A 25135-nucleotide genomic window follows, 5' to 3' on the forward strand; every position below is an offset into this window, starting at 1 on the left:
GCAATGGAGCCGTCCAGCGCCCCTGGTTACCGTGGCCGCCATGCCCCGTAGAACGCGCTTTCCCTCGGTCGCCCTCCTGGTGTCCGCCTCGCTCCTGGGGACCCTCCTCGCCGGGAGCGCGTCCGCCGCCGCCCCGGTGGAGCGTCCCCAACCCGCCGGCCCCACCCGGGTGTTGGAGGACCTTGACCGTGGCCTGGTGGCCGTCGACACCGAGGAGGGCACCTTCCTCAGCTGGCGGCTGCTGGGCACCGAGTACGGCCGGGACGTCTCCTTCCACGTCTACCGCGACGGCCGGCGCCTCACCCGGCGCCCCGTCACCGAGTCCACCACCTACCTCGACGAACGCCCCCGCGACGGCGCGGTCTATACCGTGCGCGCGGTGCGCGACGGCCGCGAGGAGCGGGGGCCGGTCACCGAGGCGCTGCCCGTCACCGACGGCCACCTGGAGATCCCGCTCCAGCCCGCCGACGGCACCTATGTCCAGCACGCCTGGCCAGGCGACCTGGACGGCGACGGCCGCTACGAGATCGTCGTCAGCCGGCTGCCCTACGCCGCCGACCAGCCCTCCCTCGTCGATGCGTACGCCCTGACCGGCGAGCGGCTGTGGCGGATCGACCTGGGGCCCGCCTCGTACACCAGGGCCGGGGGCAACGGCGCCAACGACCCGCCGCCCGCCGCGATCTCCGGCTACGGCGAGGTCGCCGGCTTCCGCAACGACGACAACCTCACCGTCTACGACCTCGACAGCGACGGCCGCGCCGAGGTGCTGCTGCACACGGCGGCCGGGGTGACCTTCGCCGACGGGGTAACCGTCGAGGCCGACGACCCCGCCGCCCAGTTCGTCTCCGTGGTCGACGGGGCGACCGGCGCCGAGCGGACCCGCCAGCCGGCCCCCGACGAACTCGTCGAGGACGGGCCGTCCGGCGGCCACTTCGGCATCGCCTACCTGGACGGCGAGCACCCCAGCCTGATCACCAAGCGCGTCACCCGGGTGGGCGCGGTCAGGGGCGACTTCCGCGCGGTCTTCGCCGCCTGGGACTTTGACGGCCGCGAGCTGACCCGCCGCTGGACCTACGAGCGGGAACGCGGCACCAGCTTCCACCAGATCCGCGTCGTCGACGTGGACGGCGACGGCCGAGACGACATCGCCGACGGCAACTACGTGGTGGGTAGCGAGGGCCGGCTCCGTTACGTCGTACCCGACGCCACCCACGGCGACCGCTTCCACATCGGCGACCTCGACCCGCGCCGGCCCGGCCTGGAGGGCTACGCCATCCAGCAGACCGAGGGCGGGGTGTGGACCTCGTTCCCCTGGTACTACTACGACGCCGCCACCGGCGAGCGGCTGGTCACCGGCCGGCACCCCGACACCGAGCCGGACGAGACCACCTGGGACATTCCGCGCGGCACCACCGCCGACATCGACCCGCGCCACCCCGGCTACGAGTACTGGGCGAGCACCGCGCACCAGGAACTCCCCGGCGCCGGCGTGTGGAACGTGGCCGGCGAGCGGATCTCCACCGACGTGCCCAGCGTCAACTTCCGCGTCTGGTGGGACGGCGACCTCGGCTCCGAACTCCTCGACGGGGTGCGCGTCGAGAAGTGGGACTGGCGCGAGGAGACCGCGGAGACCGTCTTCGAGGGCGCCGGCACCGTGCCCTCCTGGCGCGAGGCGGTGCCGTTCTACGGCGACTTCCTCGGCGACTGGCGCGAGGAGATCCTCGCCGAGACCGAGGACCACTCGGCCCTGCGCCTGTTCACCAGCACCGAGCCCACCGACGTGCGGCTCTACACCCTCGCCCACAACCCGGCCTACCGGCTGTCGTTCACCGTGCGGGGCTACCTCCAGTCGAACCTGACCGACTACTACCTGGGCCACGGGATGCGCCGGCCGCCGCGCCCGGCGATCACCACCGACACCGGCCCGCACCGTGCCTGGACCCGCGTCGCCCACGACGACTTCCGCGCGGACACGGGGCAGTGGGCGGCCGAACTCCAGGACGGCGGCACCGTGGCGGCCGCCGACGGCGTGCTCGACATCGACGTCCCCGGCGGGGCCACCGTGTGGCTGCGGCAGGAGCTGGCCGATCCCTATGAGATCGAGTTCACCGCGACCCCGGTCGACGAGGGCGGGCCGCACGACAACGTCACGGACCTCAACACCTTCTGGAACGCCAGGGACAGCCGCAGCCCGGACGACATCCTCGCCACCCCGCGCTCCGGCGCGTTCGCCGAGTACGACCACCTCACCACCTACTACGTCGGCTTCGGCGCCAACCTCAACACCACCACCCGGCTGCGCCGTTACGTCGGCGAACCCGGCAACCGGCCGCTGCTCCACGACCTCACCGAGCCCCTGCTGGCGGCGAACCGGCCGCACCACACCCGGATCGTCAGCGACGGCGGGCACCTGGAGTACTGGAACAACGGCGAACTGGTCTTCTCGCACGACGATCCGGAGCCGTACCGGGACGGCTGGTTCGCCTTCCGGACGGTCGCCAGCCACTTCCACATCACGGACTTCACGGTCTGGCGCCCGCCCACCGACCCCGCCGCCTGACCCACCGGGAGCCCCCGCCGACCGACCCGGCCGGCCCGCGCGGGGCCGCTTCATGCCCCGTGGCGGGCCGATTCCCCCGTTCGGATGAGACGTTCCGCTTCCGCTCGCCCAACCGCCCCCCGCCGACCAATAGTTGGGACACCGCCCGGGCCGAAGCGGCCCGGTGCGGCGCGGGGTGCGCGGCCGTCGCGCCCTCCGCTGCCACGCCGCACCGCCACCCACGCGGGCCGGCAGATCGACGAGATGGGACGTTCATGCGCGAAGAGGCGGTCAACCGGGTCCGGGTCGTCTTCACCCTGCTCGACGCCAACGGCAACGGGGTGCTGGAGCCGGTGGACTTCGAGCTGATGGCCACCCGGGTGGTGGCCGCCGCGCCCCGCTCGGGCGAGGCCGAGAAGGACGCGCTGCGCGCCGCGTTCGAACGCTACTGGGCCGTCCTGGCCGCCGAGTTGGACGCCAACGGCGACGGCCGCATCGACTTCGACGAGTACAGGTCCGTGGTGCTCGACCCCGGCCGGTTCGACGCCACCATCGCCGAGTTCGCCCGCGCGCTGACGGCCCTGGGCGACCCGGACGGCGTGGGGCGGGTCGACCGCCCCACCTTCGTGGCGCTGATGAGCGCCATCGGCTTCGAACGCGCCAACATCGACGCCCTCTTCGACGCCTTCGGCCCCTCGGCCGACGACCGGATCGAGGCCGCCGTCTGGGAGGAGGGCATCCGCGACTACTACGCCCCCGACAAGGCCGGCATCCCCGGCGACCGCCTGGTGGGCCGGGCCACGGCCTGAGCGCGCGGGACCAGGAACCCCCGAGAGAACCCCCGAGCGAACCTCCGAGCGAACCTCCGAGCGAACACGCAGAACAGAAGTGACCAGAGCGACCAGGCGGGACGAAGGGAGACGGCGGTGACCCACACGGCGGTCGTCGGCCTCGCGGTGGGCCGGGGCACGGGGGAGGAGGTCGCCGCGGTCTTCCGACGCGTGCTCGACCGGCTCGCCCAACTCCACGGCAGACGCGTGCGAATCGAGCGGTCCCCCAGGACCTACCACTCCTATGTCTCGCTGCGCCGGGAGGGCGGCGGCGTCGAGCGGATGCGGGAGCTGACGCGCCGGGACGCGGCGCACTACGAGGACTTCTGCCGGCGGCTGGCCGCCGCCGGCACCCGGGCCGTCTTCCGCACCGCCATCAACGCCCAGTCGCTCTACCTGGTCCGCCAGCGACTGAGCGCGGTCAAGGTCGACATGCTCCGCGCGGGCGACGCCACGCTGCTGCTGGTCAGGGACGAGGCCCAGGGCTTCTACACCGGCGAGAACGAGCACGGTCCCGGCGTGCTGCACCGCACCACGACGTTCAGCCGGGACACCACGGACGCGATCATCGCCTTCGCCCTGGACCGGGCCCGCGCCCTGTGGCCGGACGGCCCCGTGGAGCGGATCACCCTCGCCTACAAGTACCACCTGCTGGACGGGGCGTTGGAGGACTGGGCCGCCGAGGCGTCGGCGCGGCACGGCGTGCCGGTCGAGCTGTTCCAGCCCGACACCGTCAACCGCAACCTGATCGCCCACGGCCTCCCGGCGCGCGGCGTGATCGTCGCCGGCAACGAGTGGGCCGACATCATGCACGTGGTCCTGCTGGACCGCTTCGGGGCCGGGCGCCAGGAGAACCACTTCACCGAGAACGCGCACCTCCACCCGGACGTCGCCGGCCTGGTCGAGTACCAGACCGTGCACGGCTCGGCCGACGACATCGAGGGCACCGGCACGGTCAACCCGGTGGCCACCATCCGCGCGGCGGCGGCGATCGCCGAGCGGCACGCCGGCTGCGCGGGCGCGGCGCGCGCCGTGGAGGAGGCCCTGGACCTGCTGGCCGGCCGGGGCGTCGGCACCCCCGACCTGGGCGGGCGCCACTCCACGACGGAGATGGTGGACGCCCTGCTCGACGCGCTGCGCCCGCACCCCGTGCCCGGGCCAGCGACGCCCAGGGACCCGGCCGCCCCGGTGCCGGGGCGGTGACCCGGGGAACGGCGCTGGCGCTGATCGACCTCCAGAACGACTTCTGCGCCGGCACGGTGGCGGCGCAGCGGGTCACCGACGATCCGACGCCGCTGAGCGCCGTGGCCGAGAACGCGGCCCGGGCGGTCGCGTTGGCCAGGGCAGCGGGAACGGAGGTGCTCTTCGTCCGCTTCCTCGGCGATCCGGCGCACCAGGGCCCGAGTTGGCGTCGCAGGGACCTGGCCCAGGGCAGGCCGGCCAGCTGCGTGGCGGGCAGCTGGGGGGCGGAGTTCACCGGGGTGGCGCCGGGCGCGGGCGAGCGGGTCTTCACCAAGCGGGCCTGCTTCGACGCCTTCCTGGCCGAGGGGTTCGAGGCCCATCTCCGGGCGCGCGGGGTGCGCCGGCTGGTCATGGCCGGGCTCTTCGCCGACGTCTGCGTGGACTCCACGGCGCGCACCGCGTTCCAGAAGGGGTTCGACATCACCGTGCTCAGTGACTGCACCACCAGCCTGCACCTGCCCTACCCGGAGGTGTTGCGCTTCATGGCGCGGTTCTACGGGGCGCGGATCGTCGAGCACCGCGACCCGTCCTGGCGCGCGGCGGCGGAGGAGGGATGACCGGCGCGGCGCCCTCGGGCGTCGCCGGGGGCGTGGCCAGGACCGCGCTGCTGGTGGCCGCCGCCCGGGCCATCGAGACCCACCGGGTCGACGCGCTGGCCAGCGACCCCTACGCCGAGCACTTCGTGCGGGCCGAACCGGCCTGCGCCGACTGGCCGTTGCGGCCCTGGCAGGTGCCGGACGGGGAGGCGGACCCGCTGTGGGGGCGGCTCGGGCGCTACTTCGGGCTGCGCACCCGGGTGGTGGACGACTTCCTGCTGGCCGCCGCCCGCTCCGGCGTCCGCCAACTGGTGCTGCTGGGCGCTGGCCTCGACAGCCGGGCCTACCGGCTGCCCTGGCCGGACGGCCTGACGGTCTTCGAGATCGACCGGCGGCCGGTGCTGACGTTCAAGGAACGCGTGCTGGCCGGCCTTCCGCCGTCCGCCCCGGCCGCCGAGCCCCGGGCGGCCCGGCGCGCCCTCGCCGCCGACCTCACCGGGGACAACTGGGCGACGGCGCTCACGGACGCGGGCCTCGACCCGGCCCTGCCCACGGCCTGGCTGGCCGAGGGGCTGCTGCTCTATCTGCCGGCGGCGGCGGAACGTCGACTCATCGACACCGTCGACCGGTTGAGCGCCCCGGGCAGCGCGCTGCTCTACGAGATCAAGCTGGTCGAGTCGGCCCGGGTCAGGTCCGGCGCCGTCTACGCCCACACCCTCGGGCGCACCGGGATCGACCTGCTGGCCCTCTTCGCCGACGGCCCCCGCCCCGACTCCGCCGGCGACCTCGCCGCCCGGGGCTGGGCGCCCACGGTGCACACGCCGTTCGCCTTCACCCGCCGCCACGGGCGCGGCCCCCGGCCGGAGCCCGACGACGCGCTCGCCGGCAACCGTTGGGTCGTCGCGCACCGCCCACGACGGTGAACGCCGCCGGCTCGCGCCAACCCGGGCCGACGCGCGCCCGGCGGTAATCGTTCGACGGCGTGGCGGCGGCGGACGATCCTGTCCGGGACCAGTCCGCGACCCGGAAGAGGCGCCGTGCACCCCACCATCCGTCACCTCACCTTCGACTGCTCCGGCGAGCCCTATGAACTGGCCGCGTTCTGGAGCGCGTTGCTGGGCCGGCCCATCTCGGACATCGACGCCCCCGGGGACGACGAGGTGCTGGTCGAGGCGCCCGACGGCGGTCCCGGGCTGCTCTTCGTGCGGGTCGACGAGGGCAAGACGGCCAAGAACCGGCTCCACCTCGACCTGCGCCCGACCGGCCGGACGCGCGCCGAGGAGGTCGCCCGCGCCCGGGAGTTGGGGGCGCGCCAGCTGGCCGACCACACCGGGCCCGAGGGCCGGGGCTGGGTGGTGCTGGCCGACCCGGAGGGCAACGAGTTCTGCGTGGAGCGCGGGACGTCGGGCTGACCGGCGCCCGGCCGGGCGGCGGCGCGCGCCCTCCGCCGGCGCGCCCCCGCCGGCGGGGGCCGCGAGGGGTGGGGACCCGTTGGCGCACCCGTGACAGCCCGAGCGGCCTCCAGTAGCGTGCCGGCCGAACGGACAGCACCAAACAGAACAGCGCACGGCATGACCCCCCACAGTCCGAAGAAGGGCATCCTCATGCCACACGACGAACAGTTCGCGTCCGAACACGCCGAAACCGCCGAGCCCGCCGACCGCGCCGCCACCCCCACGGGCGGCGCCCGGCGCCGAGGCCCGAGCCGCCGGGGCGTCCTCGGCGCGGCCGCCGGGGCCGTGCTCGGCGGCGGTGCCCTCGCCGCCGCGGCGGCGAACGCCTCCGGTTCCGAGGCCACCGCGCGCGGAAACGGAGAGCCTCTCCAGGACGCCCGGCCGCGCGCGGCCGGCCCCCTCGACCTGGACAACACCCCCGACGCCGTCGGGATCTGCTACTCGGTCTGGCACAACCTGGCCGTCGGCCCCGGCCGGCCGATCCACGACAACACCGAGATCCTGCACGCCGCCAACAGCACCGGGCAGCCCCCGCAGTGGGGCCCGTTGCACGCCTTCCACCACTGGGGCCGCTCGGAGCGCGGCTACTACCGGGGCGACGACGCCGGGGTGATGCGGCACCACTTCCGGCAACTGGCCGAGGCGCGGATCGACTTCATCGCCATCGACGCCACCAACATCAACGGGCAGCCGGACGCCGGCAGCGAGGACATCTACTACCAGCCGACCCGCGTCCTGCTGGAGGCCATGCGCGCCCACCGCGACTCGGGCGAGGCGACGCCGTTCGTCGTCCCCTGGGTGAGCACCCGGGCGGACGCCGCCGACCCGGCGGCCTCCGGGCTGGCGACCTACGATCGCTTCTACGCCTCCGGCCAGTGGCAGGACCTGTTCGTCCAGTACCGGGGCAAGCCGCTGCTGCTGACCACCGACACCCTGCCGGGCGTGCTCGCCGAGCGCTTCACGCTCCGCAAGATGTGGGGGCTGCAACAGCAACTGGCCGAGCACGAGTGGTCGTTCCTCCAGGAGTACCCGCAGAACGTCGGCATGGACGGCGGCGTAGCCGAGCAGGTGGCGGTGTGCGCCGCGCTCCAGAAGTCGTATATGACGGACCCGTCCGCGATCGCCCGGCGCGGCGGTCGCACCCTTCAGGAGCAGTGGCGCCACGCCTTCTCGGTGCGGCCCCGGGTCACGATGCTGACCTGGTGGAACGAGTGGATAGCGCAGCGCTTCGAGGACGAACAGGGCAACGCCCGCTTCGTCGACGCCTACGACGCCTCGCTCAGCAGGGACATCGAGCCGATGGACCCGAGCCAGCCCGGGAGCCACGGCGACCTCTACTACCGGTGGACGCAGCAGTACATCGCGGCGTACAAGGACCACCAGCCCTTCCCCGAGGGGCTGGTCCAGGCGTAGCGACAGACCAACTCCCGCCGGTCCCCCTCACGTTGACGGGGACCGGCGCGCCGCCGCCCCGACCGACCCGCCCGCTCCTCCCGGGGGCGGACGAAGCCGGTCGTTGTCGGTCATGGGAGGGTTCATAACGTCCATGCCCTAAGAGTCGAATGTCATAAGGGGAACGAGAGATGACCGGATCGATTCGTGCGACGTCTGGCCGCCCGCTGCGCGTCACGGTGTGGAACGAGAACGTCCACGAGACCACCGAGCCAGCCGTCGCCGAACGCTACCCCGAGGGCATCCACGGCGCGATAGCCGCCGGCATCGGGGAACACCTCACCGACGCCCACATCCGCACCGCCACCCTCGACCAGCCCGAACACGGCCTCACCGAGGAGGTGCTGGCCGACACCGACGTGCTGACCTGGTGGGGCCACGCGGCGCACGACCGGGTGGACGACGAGGTGGTGCGCCGCGTCCAGCGCCATGTGCTCGCCGGCATGGGCCTGTTGGTGCTGCACTCGGGCCACTTCTCCAAGATCTTCACCAGCCTGCTGGGCACCACCTGCACCCTGGACTGGCGCAACGGCCAGGACCGCGAACTGGTCTGGACGGTCGCCCCCACCCACCCGATCGCCGAGGGCGTGCCCAGCCCCATCGACATCCCCGAACAGGAGATGTACGGCGAGCACTTCGACATTCCCACGCCCGAGGAACTGGTCTTCATCAGCTCCTTCAGCGGCGGAGAGGTGTTCCGTTCCGGCTGCACCTTCACCAGGGGCTACGGCCGGATCTTCTACTTCAGCCCCGGCGACCAGGAGTATCCCGTCTACCACCATCCGGACGTGCGCCGGGTGTTGGCCAACGGCGTGCGCTGGGCGGCGCAGCCGGAGCGCGAGCGGCGCGCGCCGCAGATCCACGAGCGCCCCACCGCCGGCTGGTTCGAGGCCGGCCGATGAGCGCCGACCTGCCCCGCGCGACGGGCGCGGAGGCCGCCGGCGCCCCGGTCGCCTTCCGCACGCTGCCGGCCGACCGGCCCGTTCGCCTGCTGCTCGTCGGCGCCGGCGGCATGGGGCGGGCCTGGCTGCGCGCGATCGCCGCCGAGCCCGAGGTCGCCCTGGCCGGGGTGGTGGACCTCGACGTCGAGCAGGCGCGCCGCTCGCTCGCCGCCGTGCCGGGCCTGGGCGAGGTGCCGGTCTCCGCCTCGCTCGGCGAACTCGCCGACGGCGAGGGCGTCGACGCGGTGCTCGACGTGACCGTGCCCGCCGCCCATCTGCCCGTCACCCTGGAGGCGTTGGGCCGGGGCCTGCCCGTGCTGGGCGAGAAGCCGATGGCCGCCACGCTCGGCGAGGCGCGCGCACTGGTGCGGGCGGCCGAGGCGGCGGGCGAGCTGTTCATGGTCAGCCAGAGCCGCCGCTACGACCGGCACCTGTACGCGCTGCGCGCCGAGGCGGAACGGCTCGGCCGGCTCGGCATCCTCGTGCAGGAGTTCTTCAAGGCGCCCCGGTTCGGCGGGTTCCGGGACGCGATGGAGCACCCGCTGGTGCTCGACATGGCGATCCACAGCTTCGACGCGGCCCGCTTCGTCCTGGGCGCCGACCCCGTCGCCGTCTACTGCGACGAGTACAACCCGGCGTGGAGCTGGTACCGGGGCGACGCCGCCGCCACCGCCATCTTCGAGATGGCCGGCGACACCCGGTATGTCTACACCGGCAGTTGGTGCAGCGAGGGGCTGGAGACCTCGTGGAACAGCGGCTGGCGGCTCAGCGGCGAGCGCGGCAGCGCGACCTGGGACGGTGAGAACGCGCCGCGCGTGGAGCTGGCGGATTCCGGGAACGCCGACGGGCCGGCCGACGGGCCGGCCCTCGACGCGACCGCCAACGCCCCTGCCGGGAGCGGGATATCGGGCGCGTTGGCCGAGTTCGTCGGCGCGCTGCGCACCGGGCGGGTGCCGATGGGGGAGTGCCACGACAACCTGCTGAGCCTCGCCATGGTGCACGCCGCGATCGCCTCGGCCAGGGACCGTGCCCGGGTGACCATCGCGCAGGTGCTCGCGGCCGCGACGCCGTGACCGCTGTGGCGGCGTGACCCGGTGATCCTTCGGGCGGCGCCCCCGTGGCGGGGCGCCCCCGTGGCGGGGCGCCGCCGTGGGGCGCCGCCCGTGGTGCGCGCCGGCGGCTCGTCCGGGCGGGGAATAGGCCGGGCGGGGGCGGCCGTTGCCCGTGGCATGGACGTTGGCGTGGTGCTGTCGGGCGCTGGGGCGCCGAACTTCGTGGAGGGGGCCGTCGCGCAGGCGCGCGAGGCCCGGGAGGCGGGCGTCGCCTCGGCCTGGCTGGGACAACGACTCGACTATGACGCCGCCGCGTTGGCGGCCGTGATCGGGCACGCGGTGCCCGGGCTGACCGTCGGCACCTCGGCGATCCCGATCTTCGGACGCCAGCCGGTGCTGGTGGCGGGGCAGGCGCTGACCGCCCAGGCGGCGGCCGGCGGGCGCTTCCAACTGGGGCTGGCGCTGGGCGCCAAGCCGCTCGTGGAGAGCACCTTCGGAATCACCTATGAGCGGCCCGTCGCGCTGCTCGCCGAGTTTCTGACCGCGCTGCGCGCATTGTTGACCGATGGCACGGCGGACTTCCGGGGCGAACTGCTCAGCGCCGCACCGCCGTTGCCGGTCGCCCTGCCGGGCGCGGAACGCGTTCCGCCGCTGCTGGTGGCGGCGATGGGCCCGCAGGCGCTGCGGGTGACCGGCGAACTCGCCGACGGCACCCTGCCGTTCCTCGCCGGGCCCCGGGCGCTCGGCGAGCACATCGTGCCGGCGCTCACGGCGGCGGCCGAGGCGGCCGGGCGCCCCGCGCCCCGGGTGGTCGCGCTGGTGCCGGCCGTGGTCACCGCCGAGGTGGCCCGGGTGCGCGAGGTCGCCGCGCGGGAGATGGAGTTCTACGAGTCGATCCCCTCCTACCGCCGGGTCCTCGAACTGAGCGGCGCGGAACGGGCGGGGGAGATCGCGGTCGTCGGCGACGAGGAGACGGTCGCTGCCGAGGTGCGCCGCTACCGCAACGCGGGCGCGACCGAGGTGGTCCTCACCCAGACCTCGATGGGCGGCGAGGCGGCCCGCCGCCGCACGTGGCGCCTGGCCGGCGAACTGACCCGGACCTGAGCCCGGCCGGCGAACCACCGCGTAACGGGCGGTGGGCCACCGCCGTTCGACGGAGACGTTCTCCGCTCGGAGCGGTTCTCCGCTGGCGCGTGCGCCGGGCGGGTTCTCCGCCCGGCGGGTAACGGAGAGGTTCTCCGCCTGGGCGGGTGGCGCCGGCTCGGTGGGTGTTCGGGGTGCGGTAACGGAGAGGCTCTCCGCCTGGGTGCGTGGCGCCGGCTCGGTGGGGTGTTGGGGGCGCGGTAACGGAGAGGTTCTCCGTTGGCGTGGTGTGCCGGGGTGGGTTGCTGTGGCCTGGGTGGCGGCGCGCTGCTGAGCGGAGGGCTTCTCCGCTTGGGGTGGGGCCTGCGGTGAGGGCGCCGGCGTCTCGGGTGTGGGACGTGGAGCGGTGGAGATGTTCTCCGCTTGGGGTGCGGTGGCTCGGGTGGGCCGGTGGGTGTCGGAGATGGTCTCCGTTTGAGGGCGTCGGGCCCCCGCTCCGTGGTGTCCGGTGGCGCCGCAGGGCGCCCCGCGCCCGCGCCCGCGTGCTCGCGTCCTACGCCGAGCGGGCGGTGGCCTCGGCGGTCGGTGAGGCCGCTCCGCCGGGGGCGAAGTCCGCCGCCTCGACAGCGAGTTGGTCCAGGGAGAGGCCCACCGCGGTGGCCAGGGCCGCGATGGTGAAGAACGTCGGCGTCGGGGCGCGGCCCGTCTCGATCTTGCGCAGCGTCTCGGCGGAGACGCCGGCCGCCGCCGCGATCTCCACCATGCTGCGCTCGCCGCGCGCCCGGCGCAGCAGCGCGCCGAGCCGTTCGCCGCGCTGCCGTTCCCAGGGGGTCAGGGGGGTCCGCACCATGTCGCGATGGTAGCTCCCCTCGACCCCCATCCACCCGCGACCGTGATACAAATACCGGTATAAGAATTGGCGCGAGGCGGGCAGGTGGGACCCATGGTGGAGATCAAGAGCGATGCGGCGCTTGAGGCGATGCGCGAGGCTGGGCGAGTGGTCGGGCAAGCGCTGGCGGCCGTTCGGGAGGCCGCCGAGGTCGGCGTCTCGCTCCGGGAGTTGGACGAGGTGGCGGCGGGCGTGTTGGAGCGCGCCGGCGCGCGCTCCCCCTTCCTGGGCTACCAACCCGCCTTCGCGCCGGTTCCGTTCCCCGGCGTCATCTGCGCCTCGGTCAACGACGCCCTGGTCCATGGCGTCCCCACCGACTACCGCCTCCGCGACGGCGACCTGCTCGGCGTCGACTGCGGCGCCGAACTCGACGGCTGGACCGGCGACGCGGCGATCACCTTCTCCGTCGGCACGCCCCGCGCCGCCGATGCCGCGCTGGTGGCGGCGGCCGAACGGGCCCTGGCCGCCGGCATCGCGGCGGCCGTTCCCGGGAACCGGCTCGGCGACATCGGCCACGCCGTCGGCGCGGTGGCCGCCTCCGTCGGCGCGGGGATGCCGACCGACTTCGGCGGGCACGGCATCGGGCGACGGATGCACGAGGACCCGTCCGTGCCCAACCGGGGCCGCCCCGGCCGGGGTTATCCGCTGCGGCACGGCCTGACCCTGGCCATCGAGCCGATGCTGATGGCCGGCGGCCGGAACGCCTACCGCGTCGACGACGACGGCTGGACGTTGCGCACCGTGGACGGCAGCCGGGGCGCGCATGTCGAGCACACGGTCGCGATCACCGACGACGGCCCCCGGGTGCTGACCCTGCCCTGACCCGCGCGCCGGCGCAGCCCCCGGACCCCCATGGCCAGGTCGTTCCCGGATGTGGGATAGCGTCCCGGATATGGGAAACGAGGGTGTGGGAGACGACGCCGACCGGGAGATGGACGCCAGGCTGGCCGGCCGGCTGGCCGCGTTGCGGGTCGAACGGGGGTGGTCGCTGGAGGAGTTGGCCCGCCGCACCGGCATCAGCCGGTCGACCCTCTCCCGACTGGAGCGGGCCGAGATCAGCCCCACGGCCACCCTGTTGAACCGGCTCTGCGCGGCCCACGAGCGGACCATGTCCCGGCTGCTGGCCGAGGTCGAGTCCGAGCCGCCCGAACTGGTCACCCCCGAACGGCAGTTGGTCTGGCGCGACGAGGAGGCCGGCCTGGTCCGCCGCTCGGTCTCCCCGCCGCATCCGGGGCTGCGGGCGGAACTGGTCGAGGTCGAGCTGGCGCCCGGCGCCGACATTGCCTATGACGGGCCGCCGGTGCCCGGCGTCGAGCAACACATCTGGGTGCGCGACGGCACGCTGGAGATCGCCGTCAACGGGCGCGAGCACCGGGTGGCGGCCGGCGCCTGCCTGCGGTTCCGGCTCTGGGGAACCTCCCGCTTCCGCTGCCCTGGCCCCGACCCCGTGCGCTACGCGCTGGTGGTGGTGCTGCCGTGACCGCCCACGAGGTGAGCATCGCGAACGGCGCGCGGGGCGCGAACGACGCGCAGCGCGGACCGGGCGCACCGAGTGTGCTGGGCGCGTCCGGGGTGGCCATCCGTCCGCTGAGCCTCGCGGACTTCGACGAGGCCGCTCCCCAACTGGCGGAGGTGCTGGTGGAGTTGGTCGCCGGCAGCGTCTCGCTCGGCTTTCTGCGCCCGCTGGAGCCGGCGGTCGCCGAGCGGTGGTGGCGCGGCCGGCGGGCCGCCGTCGCCGAGGGGCAGCTGACCGTCTGGGTGGCGGCGGAGGGCGGAACGGTGCTCGGCACCGTCGGACTCTCCCGCGTCACCCTGCCCGCCGGCCGGCACCGGGCCGAGGTGGTGAAACTGATGGTGCGGCCCGGCGCCCAGGGCAGGGGCCTCGGCCGGGCGCTGCTCGCCACGGCCGAACGGGCCGCGCGGGCGGCCGGGTTGCGGCTGCTGCTCCTGGACACCGAGGCGGACACCCCGGCCGAACGGCTCTACCGGGCCACCGGCTGGACCCACTACGGCACGGTGCCGGAGTACGCCGCCGAGTCCGGCGGGGTGCCGCGCGACTGTGCCTTCTTCTACAAGCGGCTCGACGAGGCGCCGCCCGAAGCGACCGCCGGCAGCAGGCCGCCCTCGCGCAGCGGAAGGTGAGCCCCGGCCCTGGCCGAGCCGTCGGGCGCGGTGACGGCGACCACGTCGTCGACGTCCAGCGCGACGCGGAAGCCCACGGGGAGCGCGAGCATGGTCAGCGCGCCGGGGCGCGTGCGCCACAGCTCCGCCACCGGGCACGTGGGCCAGGCCGCCTCCGGAAGCCGGTCGGCGCCCCGGGAGGCGGCGTGGCCCGGCTGGTCGCCGGCGTGGGGGAGCCGCAGCAGCCAGCCGGAGTCGCCCGGTCCTGGCGCGCGCCGCTCCAGCACCACGGCCGCCGCCCGTTCCGCGCCCGGCTCGACGCGCACGGTCTCGGTGGAGTCGGGTGCCGGGCCCGGAAGTTCGTCGGGCAGCAGGGCCAGGCTCAGGCACCGCTCCCTGGCCCGCACCAGCCGAAGGGCGGTGCCCAGCCGGTCCTCCCAGCGCTCCTCGCCCGCCGCGCGCAGGGTCACGTTCGGCGTGCTGAGCGCCCATCGCGCGCCGGCGCGTTCGCCCACCGGAACGAGCCGGAAGCGCGCCCCGCCGTACCGCAGCTCGCGCCCGGCCGTCAGCTCCTCGGCGGGTAGCTCCGCCAGCCGCGCCAACAGGCGTTCCACCAGCTCCCGTTGGTCACGGGCGGCGGAGACCCGCACCGCCAGCCCGGCGACGGTGTGCACCCTCCCGACCGAGACGGACACCCGGAACGCGTCGTCCTCGACCACCACGCCCCGCGCCCGCAGCAGTCGCCGGTCCTCGGGCGGCAGCGGGCCGGTCGCGGTCACGGTCTCCAGCCCGGGCAGCCGGGCGATCTCGCCCCAGTCGCGGACGTCGAACAGGTCGTCCTCGCCGTCCCAGAACGGGGCGACGTCCTGCTGGATCGACAGCCCGCCGTCCATCAGCAGATGCCGGACCCGCGCGGCCAGTTCGTCCGGGATCGGCAGCTCGCGGTAGTAGGCGAGGGCGGCCTCGTTGATCGCCTCCGGGTCATAGTCCTCGTAGGGGAGCGAGGGACCCCGGTAGGGCGGCAGCAGCCCGAGGTTGTGGCAGAGCTGGTCGAGCACCAGGAGCTTGGCGTTGAGATCGGTGAACCGCACGGCGGAACGCGGGCCTTTCGGGGCGGCGGCGAACGGGGGACGGGAACGGGGCGGGCCGGGGCGGCGGCCGCCGTCAGGAGTCGGTGGTCTCCGTCTCCAGCCAGCGCAGATAGTCGGCGCCGCCCCGCACGATCTCGGTGGCCACGATCTGCGGCACCTCATAGCCGTGCGACTCCCGCACCAGGGACTCCAGTTCCGGGTAGCGGGCGGCCGTGGTCTTGAGGACCAGCCGCCACTCCTGGTCCGAGGTGACCTCGCCCTCCCACCGGTAGACGCTGGTGATCGGCCCCTCCACCTGGGCGCAGGCCGCGAGCCGCGCGGTCACGGCCGCCCGACCGACCGCCTCGGCGGCCTCGCGACTGTCGAGGGTGGTGGTGACGACGAGATGGTCGGCCATGACGAAGCTCCCTGAACGCGGCTGAGGGAACGATACCGACGCCCCCCCCGCCCTCGGCCGCCCCCGCCTCCTCGCCCCCGTCTTCCCGGAAACGGACGAAGTTGTCCTCGGAGAGGCGAAAGTTATGGACAGGACCGATCAAAGTCCCTACCTTGCCCGCGAGATGGGTTAGTTACGAGTACATGACAGTGCTCGTGGCCTCCCCACAGCACCCGTCACCGGCAGGAGGACAAGTGAATCGACGGAAGGCACGGAGCAGGCGCAGACGCGCCGTGGGAGTGCTGGTCCCCGCGCTTCTGCTCGGCGGTCTCGCCGCGCCGAGCATCGCGGCGGACATCCCCCCGCAGGAGCCGGGGGTCACCCTGCGCAGCTTCGATGTGGGGCTCCCCCTGGAGGAGATCTGCACCCTGAAGGCGGGGCAGACCCCCAACGTGGACAAGCTGATGCCGGTCATCGACTGGCAGTCCACCGATGACTTCGGCCTGAACGACTTCTTCCTCTCCCAGGTCATCGCCAACATCAACATTCCCGAGGAGGGGGACTACAACTTCCGCCTCATCAGCGACGACGGCTCGCGGCTGCTGATCGACGACCAGCTGGTCATCGACCACGACGGCCTGCACTCGGCCGAGCCCAAGGACGGCAGCGTCCACCTCACCTCCGGCTATCACGCCCTGCACATCGACTACTTCGACCACGCCGCCGAGCAGCAGCTCACGCTCCAGTGGCAGCCGCCGGGCGCCGAGGGCTTCACCACCGTGCCCAACGACGTACTGTCCACCGACGCGGACGTCGTGCGCGTCACCGCGCCCGGCCAGAAGGAGTGCGAGGGCGGCCTCGACTCCCCGGGCGACGGGCTGCCGTTGGACTCCGTCTTCCCCGGCTACGACCTGACCGACCTGCGCCCCGAGGGCTTCGAGCCGCAGGTCTCGGCCATGGACTGGCTGCCGGACGACCGGCTCGCCATCGCCACCTGGGGCGGCACCGACAACGTCGCGGGCGAGGTCTACATCCTGGACAACGTCACCGGCGACACGTCGCCCGACCAGGTCACCTACACCAGGATCGCCGAGGGCCTCAACGAGCCCATGGGCGTCAAGTGGGTGGACGGCTCCCTCTATGTCTCCGAGAAGCACCAGCTCACCAGGCTGGTGGACGACAACGGGGACGAGGTCGCCGACAGCCACGAGACGGTGGCCGAGTGGCCGTTCGGCGGCAACTTCCACGAGTTCGCCTTTGGACTCCTCTACGAGGAGGGCTACTTCTACCTCAACCTGTCGGTCGCCATCGACCTCGGCGGCAACACCACCGACCCGCAGCCCGCGCCCAACCGGGGCACCACGATCCGGGTCAGCCAGGAGACCGGCGAGGTCGAGTACATCGCCGGCGGCCTGCGCACCCCGCACGGCATCGGCTGGGGGCCGGAGGGCGAGATCTTCGTCACCGACAACCAGGGCGGCTGGCTGCCGTCGTCGAAGCTGCTCCACATCGAGCAGGACCGCTTCTTCAACCACTACATGAACCCGCCCGGCCCGTTCGACGACAACCCCGTCACCAAGCCCGTGCTCTGGCTGCCGCAGAACGAGATAGGCAACTCGCCCAGCACCCCGCTCACGGTGAACGAGGGCCCCTACGCCGGCCAGATGCTCATCGCCGACGTCACCTACGGCGGCCTCCAGCGGGCCTATCTGGAGCAGGTCGACGGCGCCTACCAGGGCGCGCTCTTCCGGCACACCCAGGGCCTTGAGGTCGGCGTCACCCGGGTCAGCCAGGGCCCGGACGGCGCCCTCTACATCGGCGGCCTGGGCGCCGGCGGCAACTGGGGCCAGGAGGGCAAACTCAACTACGGGCTCCAGAAGTTGACGCCCAACGGGAACAGCGTCTTCGACATCCACGAGATGCGCGCCACGTCCAACGGCTTCGTGCTCAGCTACACCGAGCCGCTCTCCCAGGAGACGGCCGACGCGCTGGCCGGGGCCTACCAGGTCAACCAGTGGCGGTACGAGCCGACGTCCGACTACGGCGGGCCCAAGCTGGACCAGGAGTCCCTCCAGGTCACCTCGGCGGAACTCTCCGAGGACGGCACGGAGGTGACCCTGGTCATCGACGGCCTCAAGCCCGACCGGGTCGTCCACGTCCAGTCCCCGCGCCCCTTCAGCTCCGCCGACGGCGAGACGCTGTGGAGCACCGAGGCCTGGTACACGCTCAACGCCATCCCGCAGGGCTGACGTCCCGCGCCGGGTGACCCCGTGATCCCGTCCGGCCCACCGCCGCCAGCGGTGGGCCGGACGGCGCGCGAGGAGCCGCCGAACACCCAGGCCGGCCGCGGCGCACCGCCGCTGGACGCGGGCGGCCAAGGCGAACACGGCGCGGAACACGGCGTTACTTCACCCCCTCCGCGCGGGCGTGGGCCACCAGCGCGTTGGCGTGGCCGTGGCCCAGGCCGTGCTCCGTCTTCAGCCAGGAGACCAGCTCGCCGTGCCGGGTCAGCGGCGAGGCGCGGATCAGCTCCTGCCAGTGCGCTATCGGCTGCCCGTAGGTCTTCTCGATGCTGGGGAAGTAACTGGCCGGGCCCTTGGGTGCGTTGGTCATGGTCACGCCTTTCGTCCGCGTTCGCTCCACAGTGCTCACCCCTTACGACTACCTGGACGGCGGAAAGCGCGCGGCCTCGGGGAGTGATCTGGATCACAACCCGTGCGGGCGCCCGGCTCAGCTCCGTCCGTGTGACCTGCCCCGGATCGGGACCGGCGCGGGCGTCCGGCCGACGGCCCCCGCCCTAGGGTGGCGCCACGGAACCCAGGTCCCACGGGACGGGAGGTGTGGACCAGATGACGGCGTCGACGATCGACTACGCGGCGGTCTATCGGGCGTACCCCTCGGCGGTCGCCCTCCTGACTCCCGAACTGCGCTATGTGGAGGCCAACGAGGCCTACCTCAAGGTCGCCGGGCGGCAGCGGGAAGACCTGCTGGGCCGCCGCTTCTGGGAGGTCTTCCCCGACAACCCCGAGGACGACCAGGCCAGCGGCACCACCAACCTGCGGCGCTCGCTGGAGCGGGTGGCGGCCACCGGGGAGCGGGACCCGATGGCCATCCAGCGCTACGACGTGGAGTCGGAGGAGGAGTCGGGCGAGTTCACCGAGCGGTACTGGAGCATCGTCAACGGCCCCGTCTTCGACGAGGACGGCCGGGTGCGGCTGATTCTGCACCGGGTCGAGGAGGTCACCGAGCTGATCAAGGCCAGGGGGGAGCCCCTGGCGCCGGAGGCTGAGGACCGGGCCCGGCGACTGGAGTCCGATCTCCTCACCAGGGCCGGCGAGTTGCAGGGCGCCAACGAGCGGCTCCGGGAGGCGCACGCCAAGGAACGCCAGGTTGGCCTGGCCCTGCAACGGTCGATGCTCCCCGCGCCCGACCTGAAGGTGAAGCGCGACTCGGCGGTGCGCTACCGGCCGGCCAGCGCCGCGATGAACGTCTGCGGCGACTGGTACGACATCATCGACCTGGACGGCGACCGGATCACGCTCGCCGTGGGCGACGTCGTCGGCCACGGCCTTGAGGCCGCCGGCGTGATGGGCCAGCTGCGCAGCGCCCTGAGCGCGGTGGCCCGGGTCTCGGAGAGCCCGGGGCGGGCCCTGAGCATCCTCGACCTCTACGCCCGGTCGGTGCCCGGGGCCCAGACCACCACGGTGGTCAAGCTGTTCGTCGACTGGGAGACCCACGTCCTGGTCTACTCCAGCGCGGGCCACCTGCCGCCGGCCCTGGCGCGCTGCGACGGCCGGGTGGACTTCCTCGACCAGGCCACCAACCCGCCGCTGGCCGTGCTCCCGACGCACGCGGAGTCGGACGAGGCGTCCGTCCCGTTCGAGTCGGGCGACGTGCTGGCGCTCTACACCGACGGCCTGATCGAGCGGCGCGACGAGGACATCGACCAGGGGCTGGCCCGGCTGGCCGCCTCGCTGGAGCGCCACCGCGCCAAGCCGGCCGAGGCGCTCGCCGACTCCCTGCTGGTCGACCTGCTGCCGCCCAAGGGCACCGAGGACGACACCGCGCTGGTCATCCTCCGGCTCTGAACCGAAAGCCCCGACCGCCGGCCGCCCGAAGGTTGCCGTCGGAATGTCGGAAGAGTGTGGAGAGTTCTTCCAGCGAATGCCCGGAACCCCGAATGCCCGAATGCGAAAGAACGGGTATATCAAGCGCTTTCCCACCCGCCGGGAGAGGCTACCGGCGAGTTCGCGCTCCGCCACCGGGCTGGCGAAAGGCCAAGGCCTATCCACGGCCGCCGCTCGCGGCATGTCGAATTCCGTCCCGGAACGTGGGCGGCCGCCGCCCCGTAACGACGGACGCCGTACGGGAGTTGGGCAACGGGCCGCCATGGACGGTTTATCAGCCTCGGCGTGCGGCGCCCGCTCCGCATAACCGGGTTCGCGGGTACGAACCAGACCTGCACAGTTTCTCGACGCTTCTGTCCAGAGTTTTTCATCAATTTCTGGGACAACAGAGTCGCCGCTTGTTCCCCCACACCTGCGGCTGTCACCCGAAGAGGACCCCCACACCGTGAATCCCCCCACCACGGTGCCCACCGAAACGCGCGCGCCGTTATCGCCGCGCCGCCGGGAGCACCGTCCCCACCGCGCCGCCTGGCGCGCCGACATGCCGCTGCTGGGCGGTTTTCGGCCACCCCTGCTGGTGCTGCTCGCGCTGCTGGTCGTCGTCGCGGCCCACACCGCGCTGCTCGTCCCTGCCACCCCCGAAGGCCCCGTCACCGGCGCCGAGCGCGAGGCGCAGCACGGCGTCGCCCAGGACGCGGCGGCCGCCACCCGCGCCACCCTCGACGAGTCGGTCGCCGACCTCCGGCGGATCGCCGCCGATCTCGGCGAGCCGCCGCCCACGGCCGACGCCCTCGCCGCGCTCGCGCCCGGCCACCGGGGCTGGCTCGGGCTCGCCCACTACGCCACGCCGGCCGAGGCCCGTTCCGGCCGCCCCGCCGTCGCGCACGGCGAGCCGCTGCCCGCGTTCGAGCCGCCCGAGGGCCCGGCGGGCGGCGAGATCCCGCCGCGCCTGGTGCGCACCAGGACCGGCGAGACCCGCCTGCTGGCGCTGGCTCGGGTCGGGACGCCGGAACGGCCCGGGCTGCTGGCCGCGCTCTCCCCGGTCGCCGCGCCCGCCGTCGGCCCCGAGGCCGACCGCCGCGTCCAACTCGTCGAAGACACCGGCCGGGTGGTGGCCGCCACCGGCCGCGACCCCGGCTCTGCCGAGGCCGCCGAGCTGGCCTCGACGGCCGTCGCTGACGGCGGCGCCGGCGGCAGCCTGGTCGGCGAGCCCAGCGACGGCCTGGTCACCGTCGCCGGCTACGCGACCCTCGCCGGCCGCGCCCCCGACGACCGCTCCGGCGCCGACGCGGCCGGGCTCGGCCTGACCGTGGTCACGGACGTCCTGGCCCCCGTCCCCGGCCCCGCCGCGCCCGGCCACCGGGCCTCGGCCGCCCTGCTGGCCGGCGCGCTGCTGCTGATCGCGCTGCCCGCCGGCTGGCTGCTCCGCCGCGCCCTGGCCCGTCCGGTCGCCCAACTCGGCGTGGCCGCCGCGCGGTTGGCCGGCGGCGACACCCGGGAGCCGGTGCGCGTGCCGCGCTTCGGCGAGCCGGCCAGGATCGGGCGCGCGCTCGAGTCGCTGCGCCGGCAGCTCGGCCCCGCCGAACCACCCACGCCGCCCGGACCGCCCGGACCACCCGCGCCGCCCGGGCCGCACGCCCCGCCCGGGCCGGTCCGGCGCCGCCGCCCCGGCCTCGGCGTCCGCTCGGTGGTGCTGCTCTGCCTGGTGCCGCTGCTGGCCTGGTCGGCCGCCGCGCTCCTCGTGGTGCACCGGGCCGACGCGGCCGCGCTGCCCGAACGGCTCCTCGTCGACCAGGAACAGCGCGGCGCGTTCGCCGCCGAGCGGGTCGCCCGAGGGCTGCGTGAGGGCCACTCCGACCTGCGGTCTGTCGCCGCCCGCCTGGAGGGGCTGCAACCCGTCGCCCACGACGCGGTGTTGGCGGACGCCCTGGCCGCGCACGCCCGCTACCGCGCGCTCTACCTGGTGGACGGCTCCGGCGCGCCGCTGGCCGGCGTCGGCGACGCGCCCTCGACGCCCGTCGAGGCGCGGGCGCTGGGCGGCGGTCCGTTCGGCACGGCCGGGATCGTCGCGCTGCGCACCGACCAGCCGCTGGTCGCGGCCCGAGTCCCGGTCGGCGGCGGGGAGTTGACGCTGGTGGGCGAGTTCTCCCACGGGCATCTCGACCAGGCGTTGGCGCGGCCGGGGCTCGGCGAGGTCTGGCTGACCGACCGCTCCGGCGCCGTCATGGCGACCGGCGAGGACACCCCGATCCCCGAACGGCTACCGGAGGCCCGGCTCGATGACGCGGTCGAGGCCGGGGTCACCGGCCGGGTCAGCCGCGCCAGGGAGCCGGCGATGATCACCGTCACCCGGCTCTCGCCCGAGGGCGAGGCGGCGGCGCTCGACGGCTGGCACCTGGTGGTCCGCCAGTCCACCGCCTGGCTCGACCTGCCCGCCAACCAGGTCGAGCACCGCACCGCCTTCGCCGGCCTGTTGGCGCTCACCGCCTCCGTCGGCTGCCTGGGCTGGCTGCATGTCGTGGTCGTCCGCCCGCTGCGCGCCCTGGCCGCCAGGGCCGAGGCCCTGGCCGACGGCGACCGCACCACCCCGCTCTACCCGGTGCACCACGACGAGGTGGGCACCGTCACCCGCGCCCTGGAGCGCGTCCGGCACCAACTCCCGGGCTGACCACACCAGCTCCCGGACCGAGCGGACCAACTCCCGCGCCTGTCACCGCACTTCCCGTCACCGCCCGCACCGGTGGAAGGAATCCGTCGTGCTCTATCTCTACTCCGTCCTGACCTCGTGCTGCCTGCTGCTCCTGATCGGGGGCGTTATCGAGCAGCGCCGGCACGAGGCGAACCTGCGCCAGATACCGCTGCGCGTCCTGGTCAACGGCATCCGTGGCAAGTCCTCCATCACCCGGCTCTGCGCCGGCGCGCTGCGCGGCGGCGGGCTGGTGACCGTGGCCAAGACCACCGGAACGGCCGCCCGGTTCATCCACCCGGACGCCACCGAGGAGCCGGTGCACCGCAAGTTCGGCATCGCCAACGTCGGCGAACAGCTCGGCATCGTCCGCCGCGCGGCCGGCTACCGCCCCGAAGCGCTGGTCATCGAGTGCATGGCCGTCCAGCCGGCGCTCCAGGAGGTCAACCAGAGCAAGCTGATCCGCTCCTCCGTCGGCGTGATCTGCAATGTCAGGGAGGACCACCTGGAGGAGATGGGCCCGACCCTGGACGACGTGGCGCGCTCGCTGGCCCGCTCGATGCCGGTGGGCGGGATCTGCGTCACCGCCGAGCGGGAGCGCTGGGACGTGCTGCTCGCCGAGGCCAGGGCGCGGGACTGCCAACTCCTGTACGCCGACCCGGAGTCGGTGACCGACGAGGAGCTGCGCGGCTTCACCTGGTTCACGTTCAAGGAGAACGTCGCCATCGCCCTTGAGGTGGCCCGGCTGGCCGGCGTCAGCCGGGAGATCGCGCTGAAGGGCATGTACGCGGCGCCGCCGGACCCGGGCGTGCTCTCCGTGGAGCGGTACCGCACCCCCGCCGGCGGCTCGTTGCGCTTCGCAAACGTTTTCGCCGCTAACGACCCCGAGTCGACGGTCGCCAACGTGCGGCGGCTGCTGGCGGACGGGGCGATCGGCCGGCCGCTGCACGTGGTGGTCAACTGCCGCCCCGACCGGATCGAGCGCAACGGTCAGATGGGCGAGGTGGTGCGCGCGTTGGACCCCGACGGCGTCGTCCTGATCGGCCACCCGACCCGGAGCGCGGCCGACCACATCCCGGCGCCCTGGCGGGAGCGGGTCACCGACCTCGGCGGCGAGCGCAGGCCGCCGGACGAGCTGACCTCCTCGCTGCTCTCCCAACTCCCGCCCGAGGCTTCGCTGGTCGCGGTCGGGAACATTCACGGCCAGGGCGAGGCGCTGCTCGAACGGCTCGCGGCGCTGCCCCCGTTGCCCGCGTCGCCCCCGTTGCCCGCGTCGCCCGCGCTGGCCACCGACGCGGAGGCGGCGCGGTGAGCCTCAGCAGCCTGCCGCCCGACGCGGCCGCCCTCGGCATCGGCCTTGGCCTCCTCTTCTCCCTGGTCTGCTATCTGACCACCAACCTCTCGCCCGGTGGCATGATCACCCCCGGCTGGCTGGCCATCACCCTCTTCGAGGACCCGAGGCAGACCGCCATGGTGGTCGTCGCCTCCGGCGCGACCTATGCCGGCAGCCGGCTGCTCCAGGGCGTGGTCATTCTCTATGGCAAACGCCTCTTCGCGGCGGTGGTGCTCTTCGGGGTGGTGCTCCAGGCGACGCTCTTCCTGCTGCTGCGCGAGGAGTTCCCGATGCTGTACTCCAACGAGACGCTGGGCTTCGTGGTCCCCGGGCTGATCGCCTACCAGTTGCTGCGCCAACCCCGGCTGGCCACGGGCGTCTCGGTGGTCTCGGTGACCCTGCTGACCTATGCGGTGCTGCTCTCGGGGCTGCTGCTGGGGCTGATCCCCAAGGTCTGAACCCGCCCTCGGGGACCGGGCATTGGTACAGACCGATTGGTACAGACCAAGCTCTTGACAGCCCCTCCGTCGGCTTCTTCAATCACCCCAGGTTCCCCCGCGAGACCCCGTAACCGGAATCCCGACCGCTCGTCCGAGAGGATTGACATGGCCATGTTTGGAAGGGGGTGGCGCGCGCTGCGCGTCGCCGGCCCGCTGGCCGTCGCCGCGCTCCTGGCCGGACTGCTCGCCGCGCTCCCGGCGTCCGCCGCCGCGCCCACCGCCCCCGCAGCGTCCACGGCCACGGAGGACGTCGCGCCCAGCGCGTTCCCCGTCTCCGAGGGCCAGTTCAACGAGATGTTCCCGAACCGGAACCCGTTCTACACGTACCAGGGCCTGACCGCCGCCCTCAGCTCCTACCCCGACTTCGCCAACGCCGGCGGCGACACCATCGCCCGCCGGGAGGCCGCAGCGTTCCTCGCCAACGCCAGCCACGAGACCGGCGGCCTGGTGCACGTGGTGGAGCAGAACCAGGACAACTACCCGCACTACTGCGACTGGAGCCAGCCCTACGGCTGCCCGGCCGGGCAGGCCGCCTACTACGGCCGCGGCCCCATCCAGCTGAGCTGGAACTTCAACTACAAGGCCGCCGGCGACGCCCTCGGCATCGACCTGCTGGGCAACCCCTGGCTGGTCGAGCAGGACCCGGCCGTCGCCTGGCGCACCGCGCTCTGGTACTGGAACACCCAGTCCGGGCCCGGGACCATGACCCCGCACGACGCCATCGTCAACGAGGTCGGCTTCGGCGAGACCATCCGCGCCATCAACGGCTCGCTGGAGTGCAACGGCGGCAACCCCGGGCAGGTGCAGAGCCGGATCGACACCTATCTGCGGTTCACCGCGATCCTCGGCGTCGACCCCGGCGGCAACCTCTCCTGCTGAACTC

General features: G+C 73.8%; 22 protein-coding genes and 2 pseudogenes. 20 read left to right on the plus strand and 4 right to left on the minus strand.

What is annotated here, in order from left to right; all coding sequences use genetic code 11:
* Nucleotides 1-40: 40 nt before the first annotated feature.
* The 11 genes and pseudogenes from FH609_RS32420 to FH609_RS15550 form a co-directional block, all read left to right on the plus strand.
* Nucleotides 41-1891, plus strand: a pseudogene (locus FH609_RS32420) (hypothetical protein); the annotation flags it as partial.
* The gene (locus FH609_RS31685; RefSeq protein ID WP_405378967.1) at nucleotides 1883-2560 is read left to right on the plus strand and encodes a DUF6250 domain-containing protein; all 678 of its coding nucleotides are present in this window, start codon (nucleotides 1883-1885) and stop codon (nucleotides 2558-2560) included. The pseudogene FH609_RS32420 and the gene FH609_RS31685, both read left to right, overlap by 9 nt.
* Nucleotides 2561-2814: 254 nt before the next feature.
* The gene (locus FH609_RS15510; RefSeq protein WP_139667859.1) at nucleotides 2815-3348 is read left to right on the plus strand and encodes an EF-hand domain-containing protein; all 534 of its coding nucleotides are present in this window, start codon (nucleotides 2815-2817) and stop codon (nucleotides 3346-3348) included.
* 117 nt (nucleotides 3349-3465) lie between these two features.
* Nucleotides 3466-4572, plus strand: coding sequence for an isocitrate/isopropylmalate family dehydrogenase (locus FH609_RS15515; protein WP_139667861.1), 1107 nt, complete (start codon nucleotides 3466-3468; stop codon nucleotides 4570-4572).
* Nucleotides 4569-5168, plus strand: coding sequence for a cysteine hydrolase family protein (locus FH609_RS15520; RefSeq protein ID WP_139667863.1), 600 nt, complete (start codon nucleotides 4569-4571; stop codon nucleotides 5166-5168). Before FH609_RS15515 ends, FH609_RS15520 begins: the two co-directional genes overlap by 4 nt.
* Nucleotides 5165-6070 carry an SAM-dependent methyltransferase gene (locus tag FH609_RS15525; protein ID WP_139667865.1) on the plus strand — a complete coding sequence of 302 codons (906 nt, stop codon included), beginning with the start codon at nucleotides 5165-5167 and terminating at the stop codon, nucleotides 6068-6070. The genes FH609_RS15520 and FH609_RS15525 overlap by 4 nt, the downstream gene beginning before the upstream one ends.
* Nucleotides 6071-6184: 114 nt before the next feature.
* The gene (locus FH609_RS15530; RefSeq protein WP_139667867.1) at nucleotides 6185-6559 is read left to right on the plus strand and encodes a VOC family protein; all 375 of its coding nucleotides are present in this window, start codon (nucleotides 6185-6187) and stop codon (nucleotides 6557-6559) included.
* Between the two features lie 159 nt (nucleotides 6560-6718).
* Nucleotides 6719-8014 (plus strand): hypothetical protein, encoded by a 1296-nt coding sequence (locus FH609_RS15535; protein ID WP_139707880.1) that lies wholly within the window; start codon nucleotides 6719-6721, stop codon nucleotides 8012-8014.
* Between the two features lie 170 nt (nucleotides 8015-8184).
* Entirely contained in the window at nucleotides 8185-8955 is a 771-nt protein-coding gene (locus FH609_RS15540) for a ThuA domain-containing protein (protein ID WP_139667871.1), read from the plus strand.
* Nucleotides 8952-10067 (plus strand): Gfo/Idh/MocA family protein, encoded by a 1116-nt coding sequence (locus FH609_RS15545; RefSeq protein ID WP_226961693.1) that lies wholly within the window; start codon nucleotides 8952-8954, stop codon nucleotides 10065-10067. The genes FH609_RS15540 and FH609_RS15545 overlap by 4 nt, the downstream gene beginning before the upstream one ends.
* A 156-nt stretch (nucleotides 10068-10223) precedes the next feature.
* On the plus strand, nucleotides 10224-11150 hold the full coding sequence (locus tag FH609_RS15550; RefSeq protein ID WP_139667873.1) for a TIGR03564 family F420-dependent LLM class oxidoreductase: 927 nt from the start codon (nucleotides 10224-10226) through the stop codon (nucleotides 11148-11150).
* A gap of 532 nt (nucleotides 11151-11682) precedes the next feature.
* Here FH609_RS15550 and FH609_RS15555 read toward each other — a convergent pair.
* Nucleotides 11683-11979 (minus strand): helix-turn-helix domain-containing protein, encoded by a 297-nt coding sequence (locus tag FH609_RS15555; protein ID WP_139667875.1) that lies wholly within the window; start codon nucleotides 11977-11979, stop codon nucleotides 11683-11685.
* A 93-nt stretch (nucleotides 11980-12072) separates the two neighbouring features.
* Between FH609_RS15555 and map the strand changes: the two genes are divergently transcribed.
* The 3 genes from map to FH609_RS15570 all read left to right on the plus strand — a co-directional run bounded on the left by map (nucleotide 12073) and on the right by FH609_RS15570 (nucleotide 14160).
* Nucleotides 12073-12840, plus strand: a complete 768-nt coding sequence (gene map, locus FH609_RS15560; protein ID WP_139667877.1) for a type I methionyl aminopeptidase — start codon at nucleotides 12073-12075, stop codon at nucleotides 12838-12840.
* Nucleotides 12841-12910: 70 nt separating this feature from the next.
* Nucleotides 12911-13498, plus strand: a complete 588-nt coding sequence (locus FH609_RS15565) for a helix-turn-helix domain-containing protein (protein ID WP_226961694.1) — start codon at nucleotides 12911-12913, stop codon at nucleotides 13496-13498.
* Nucleotides 13495-14160, plus strand: a complete 666-nt coding sequence (locus FH609_RS15570; protein WP_319789595.1) for a GNAT family N-acetyltransferase — start codon at nucleotides 13495-13497, stop codon at nucleotides 14158-14160. Before FH609_RS15565 ends, FH609_RS15570 begins: the two co-directional genes overlap by 4 nt.
* Here FH609_RS15570 and FH609_RS15575 read toward each other — a convergent pair.
* Complete coding sequence (locus FH609_RS15575) at nucleotides 14088-15230, minus strand: DUF6892 domain-containing protein (RefSeq protein WP_139667881.1); 1143 nt, start codon at nucleotides 15228-15230, stop codon at nucleotides 14088-14090. The genes FH609_RS15570 and FH609_RS15575 overlap by 73 nt on opposite strands.
* A 73-nt stretch (nucleotides 15231-15303) precedes the next feature.
* On the minus strand, nucleotides 15304-15627 hold the full coding sequence (gene cutA / locus FH609_RS15580) for a divalent-cation tolerance protein CutA (protein WP_139667883.1): 324 nt from the start codon (nucleotides 15625-15627) through the stop codon (nucleotides 15304-15306).
* A gap of 182 nt (nucleotides 15628-15809) precedes the next feature.
* On the opposite strand from cutA, the pseudogene FH609_RS15585 reads away from it, so the two are divergent.
* Nucleotides 15810-17846 (plus strand): annotated as a pseudogene (locus FH609_RS15585) (PA14 domain-containing protein); the annotation flags it as partial.
* A gap of 163 nt (nucleotides 17847-18009) precedes the next feature.
* Here FH609_RS15585 and FH609_RS15590 read toward each other — a convergent pair.
* Entirely contained in the window at nucleotides 18010-18219 is a 210-nt protein-coding gene (locus FH609_RS15590; protein ID WP_139667887.1) for a DUF4287 domain-containing protein, read from the minus strand.
* Between the two features lie 236 nt (nucleotides 18220-18455).
* On the opposite strand from FH609_RS15590, the gene FH609_RS15595 reads away from it, so the two are divergent.
* From FH609_RS15595 to FH609_RS15615, 5 genes are all read left to right on the plus strand, one after another.
* Nucleotides 18456-19694, plus strand: a complete 1239-nt coding sequence (locus FH609_RS15595; RefSeq protein ID WP_139667889.1) for a PP2C family protein-serine/threonine phosphatase — start codon at nucleotides 18456-18458, stop codon at nucleotides 19692-19694.
* A gap of 484 nt (nucleotides 19695-20178) precedes the next feature.
* A complete protein-coding gene (locus tag FH609_RS15600; protein ID WP_139667891.1) occupies nucleotides 20179-22401 on the plus strand; it encodes a HAMP domain-containing protein in 2223 nt (740 codons plus the stop codon).
* Nucleotides 22402-22489: 88 nt separating this feature from the next.
* Nucleotides 22490-23731, plus strand: a complete 1242-nt coding sequence (gene pgsB, locus FH609_RS15605) for a poly-gamma-glutamate synthase PgsB (RefSeq protein WP_139667893.1) — start codon at nucleotides 22490-22492, stop codon at nucleotides 23729-23731.
* Complete coding sequence (locus tag FH609_RS15610) at nucleotides 23728-24210, plus strand: poly-gamma-glutamate biosynthesis protein PgsC/CapC (protein ID WP_139667895.1); 483 nt, start codon at nucleotides 23728-23730, stop codon at nucleotides 24208-24210. Before pgsB ends, FH609_RS15610 begins: the two co-directional genes overlap by 4 nt.
* Before the next feature lie 147 nt (nucleotides 24211-24357).
* On the plus strand, nucleotides 24358-25131 hold the full coding sequence (locus FH609_RS15615) for a chitinase (protein ID WP_226961697.1): 774 nt from the start codon (nucleotides 24358-24360) through the stop codon (nucleotides 25129-25131).
* The last annotated feature ends 4 nt before the right edge of the window (nucleotides 25132-25135 follow it).

Source organism: Streptomyces sp. 3MP-14 (genome assembly GCF_006334905.2).
Taxonomy (GTDB): Bacteria; Actinomycetota; Actinomycetes; order Streptomycetales; family Streptomycetaceae; genus Streptomyces; species Streptomyces triticirhizae.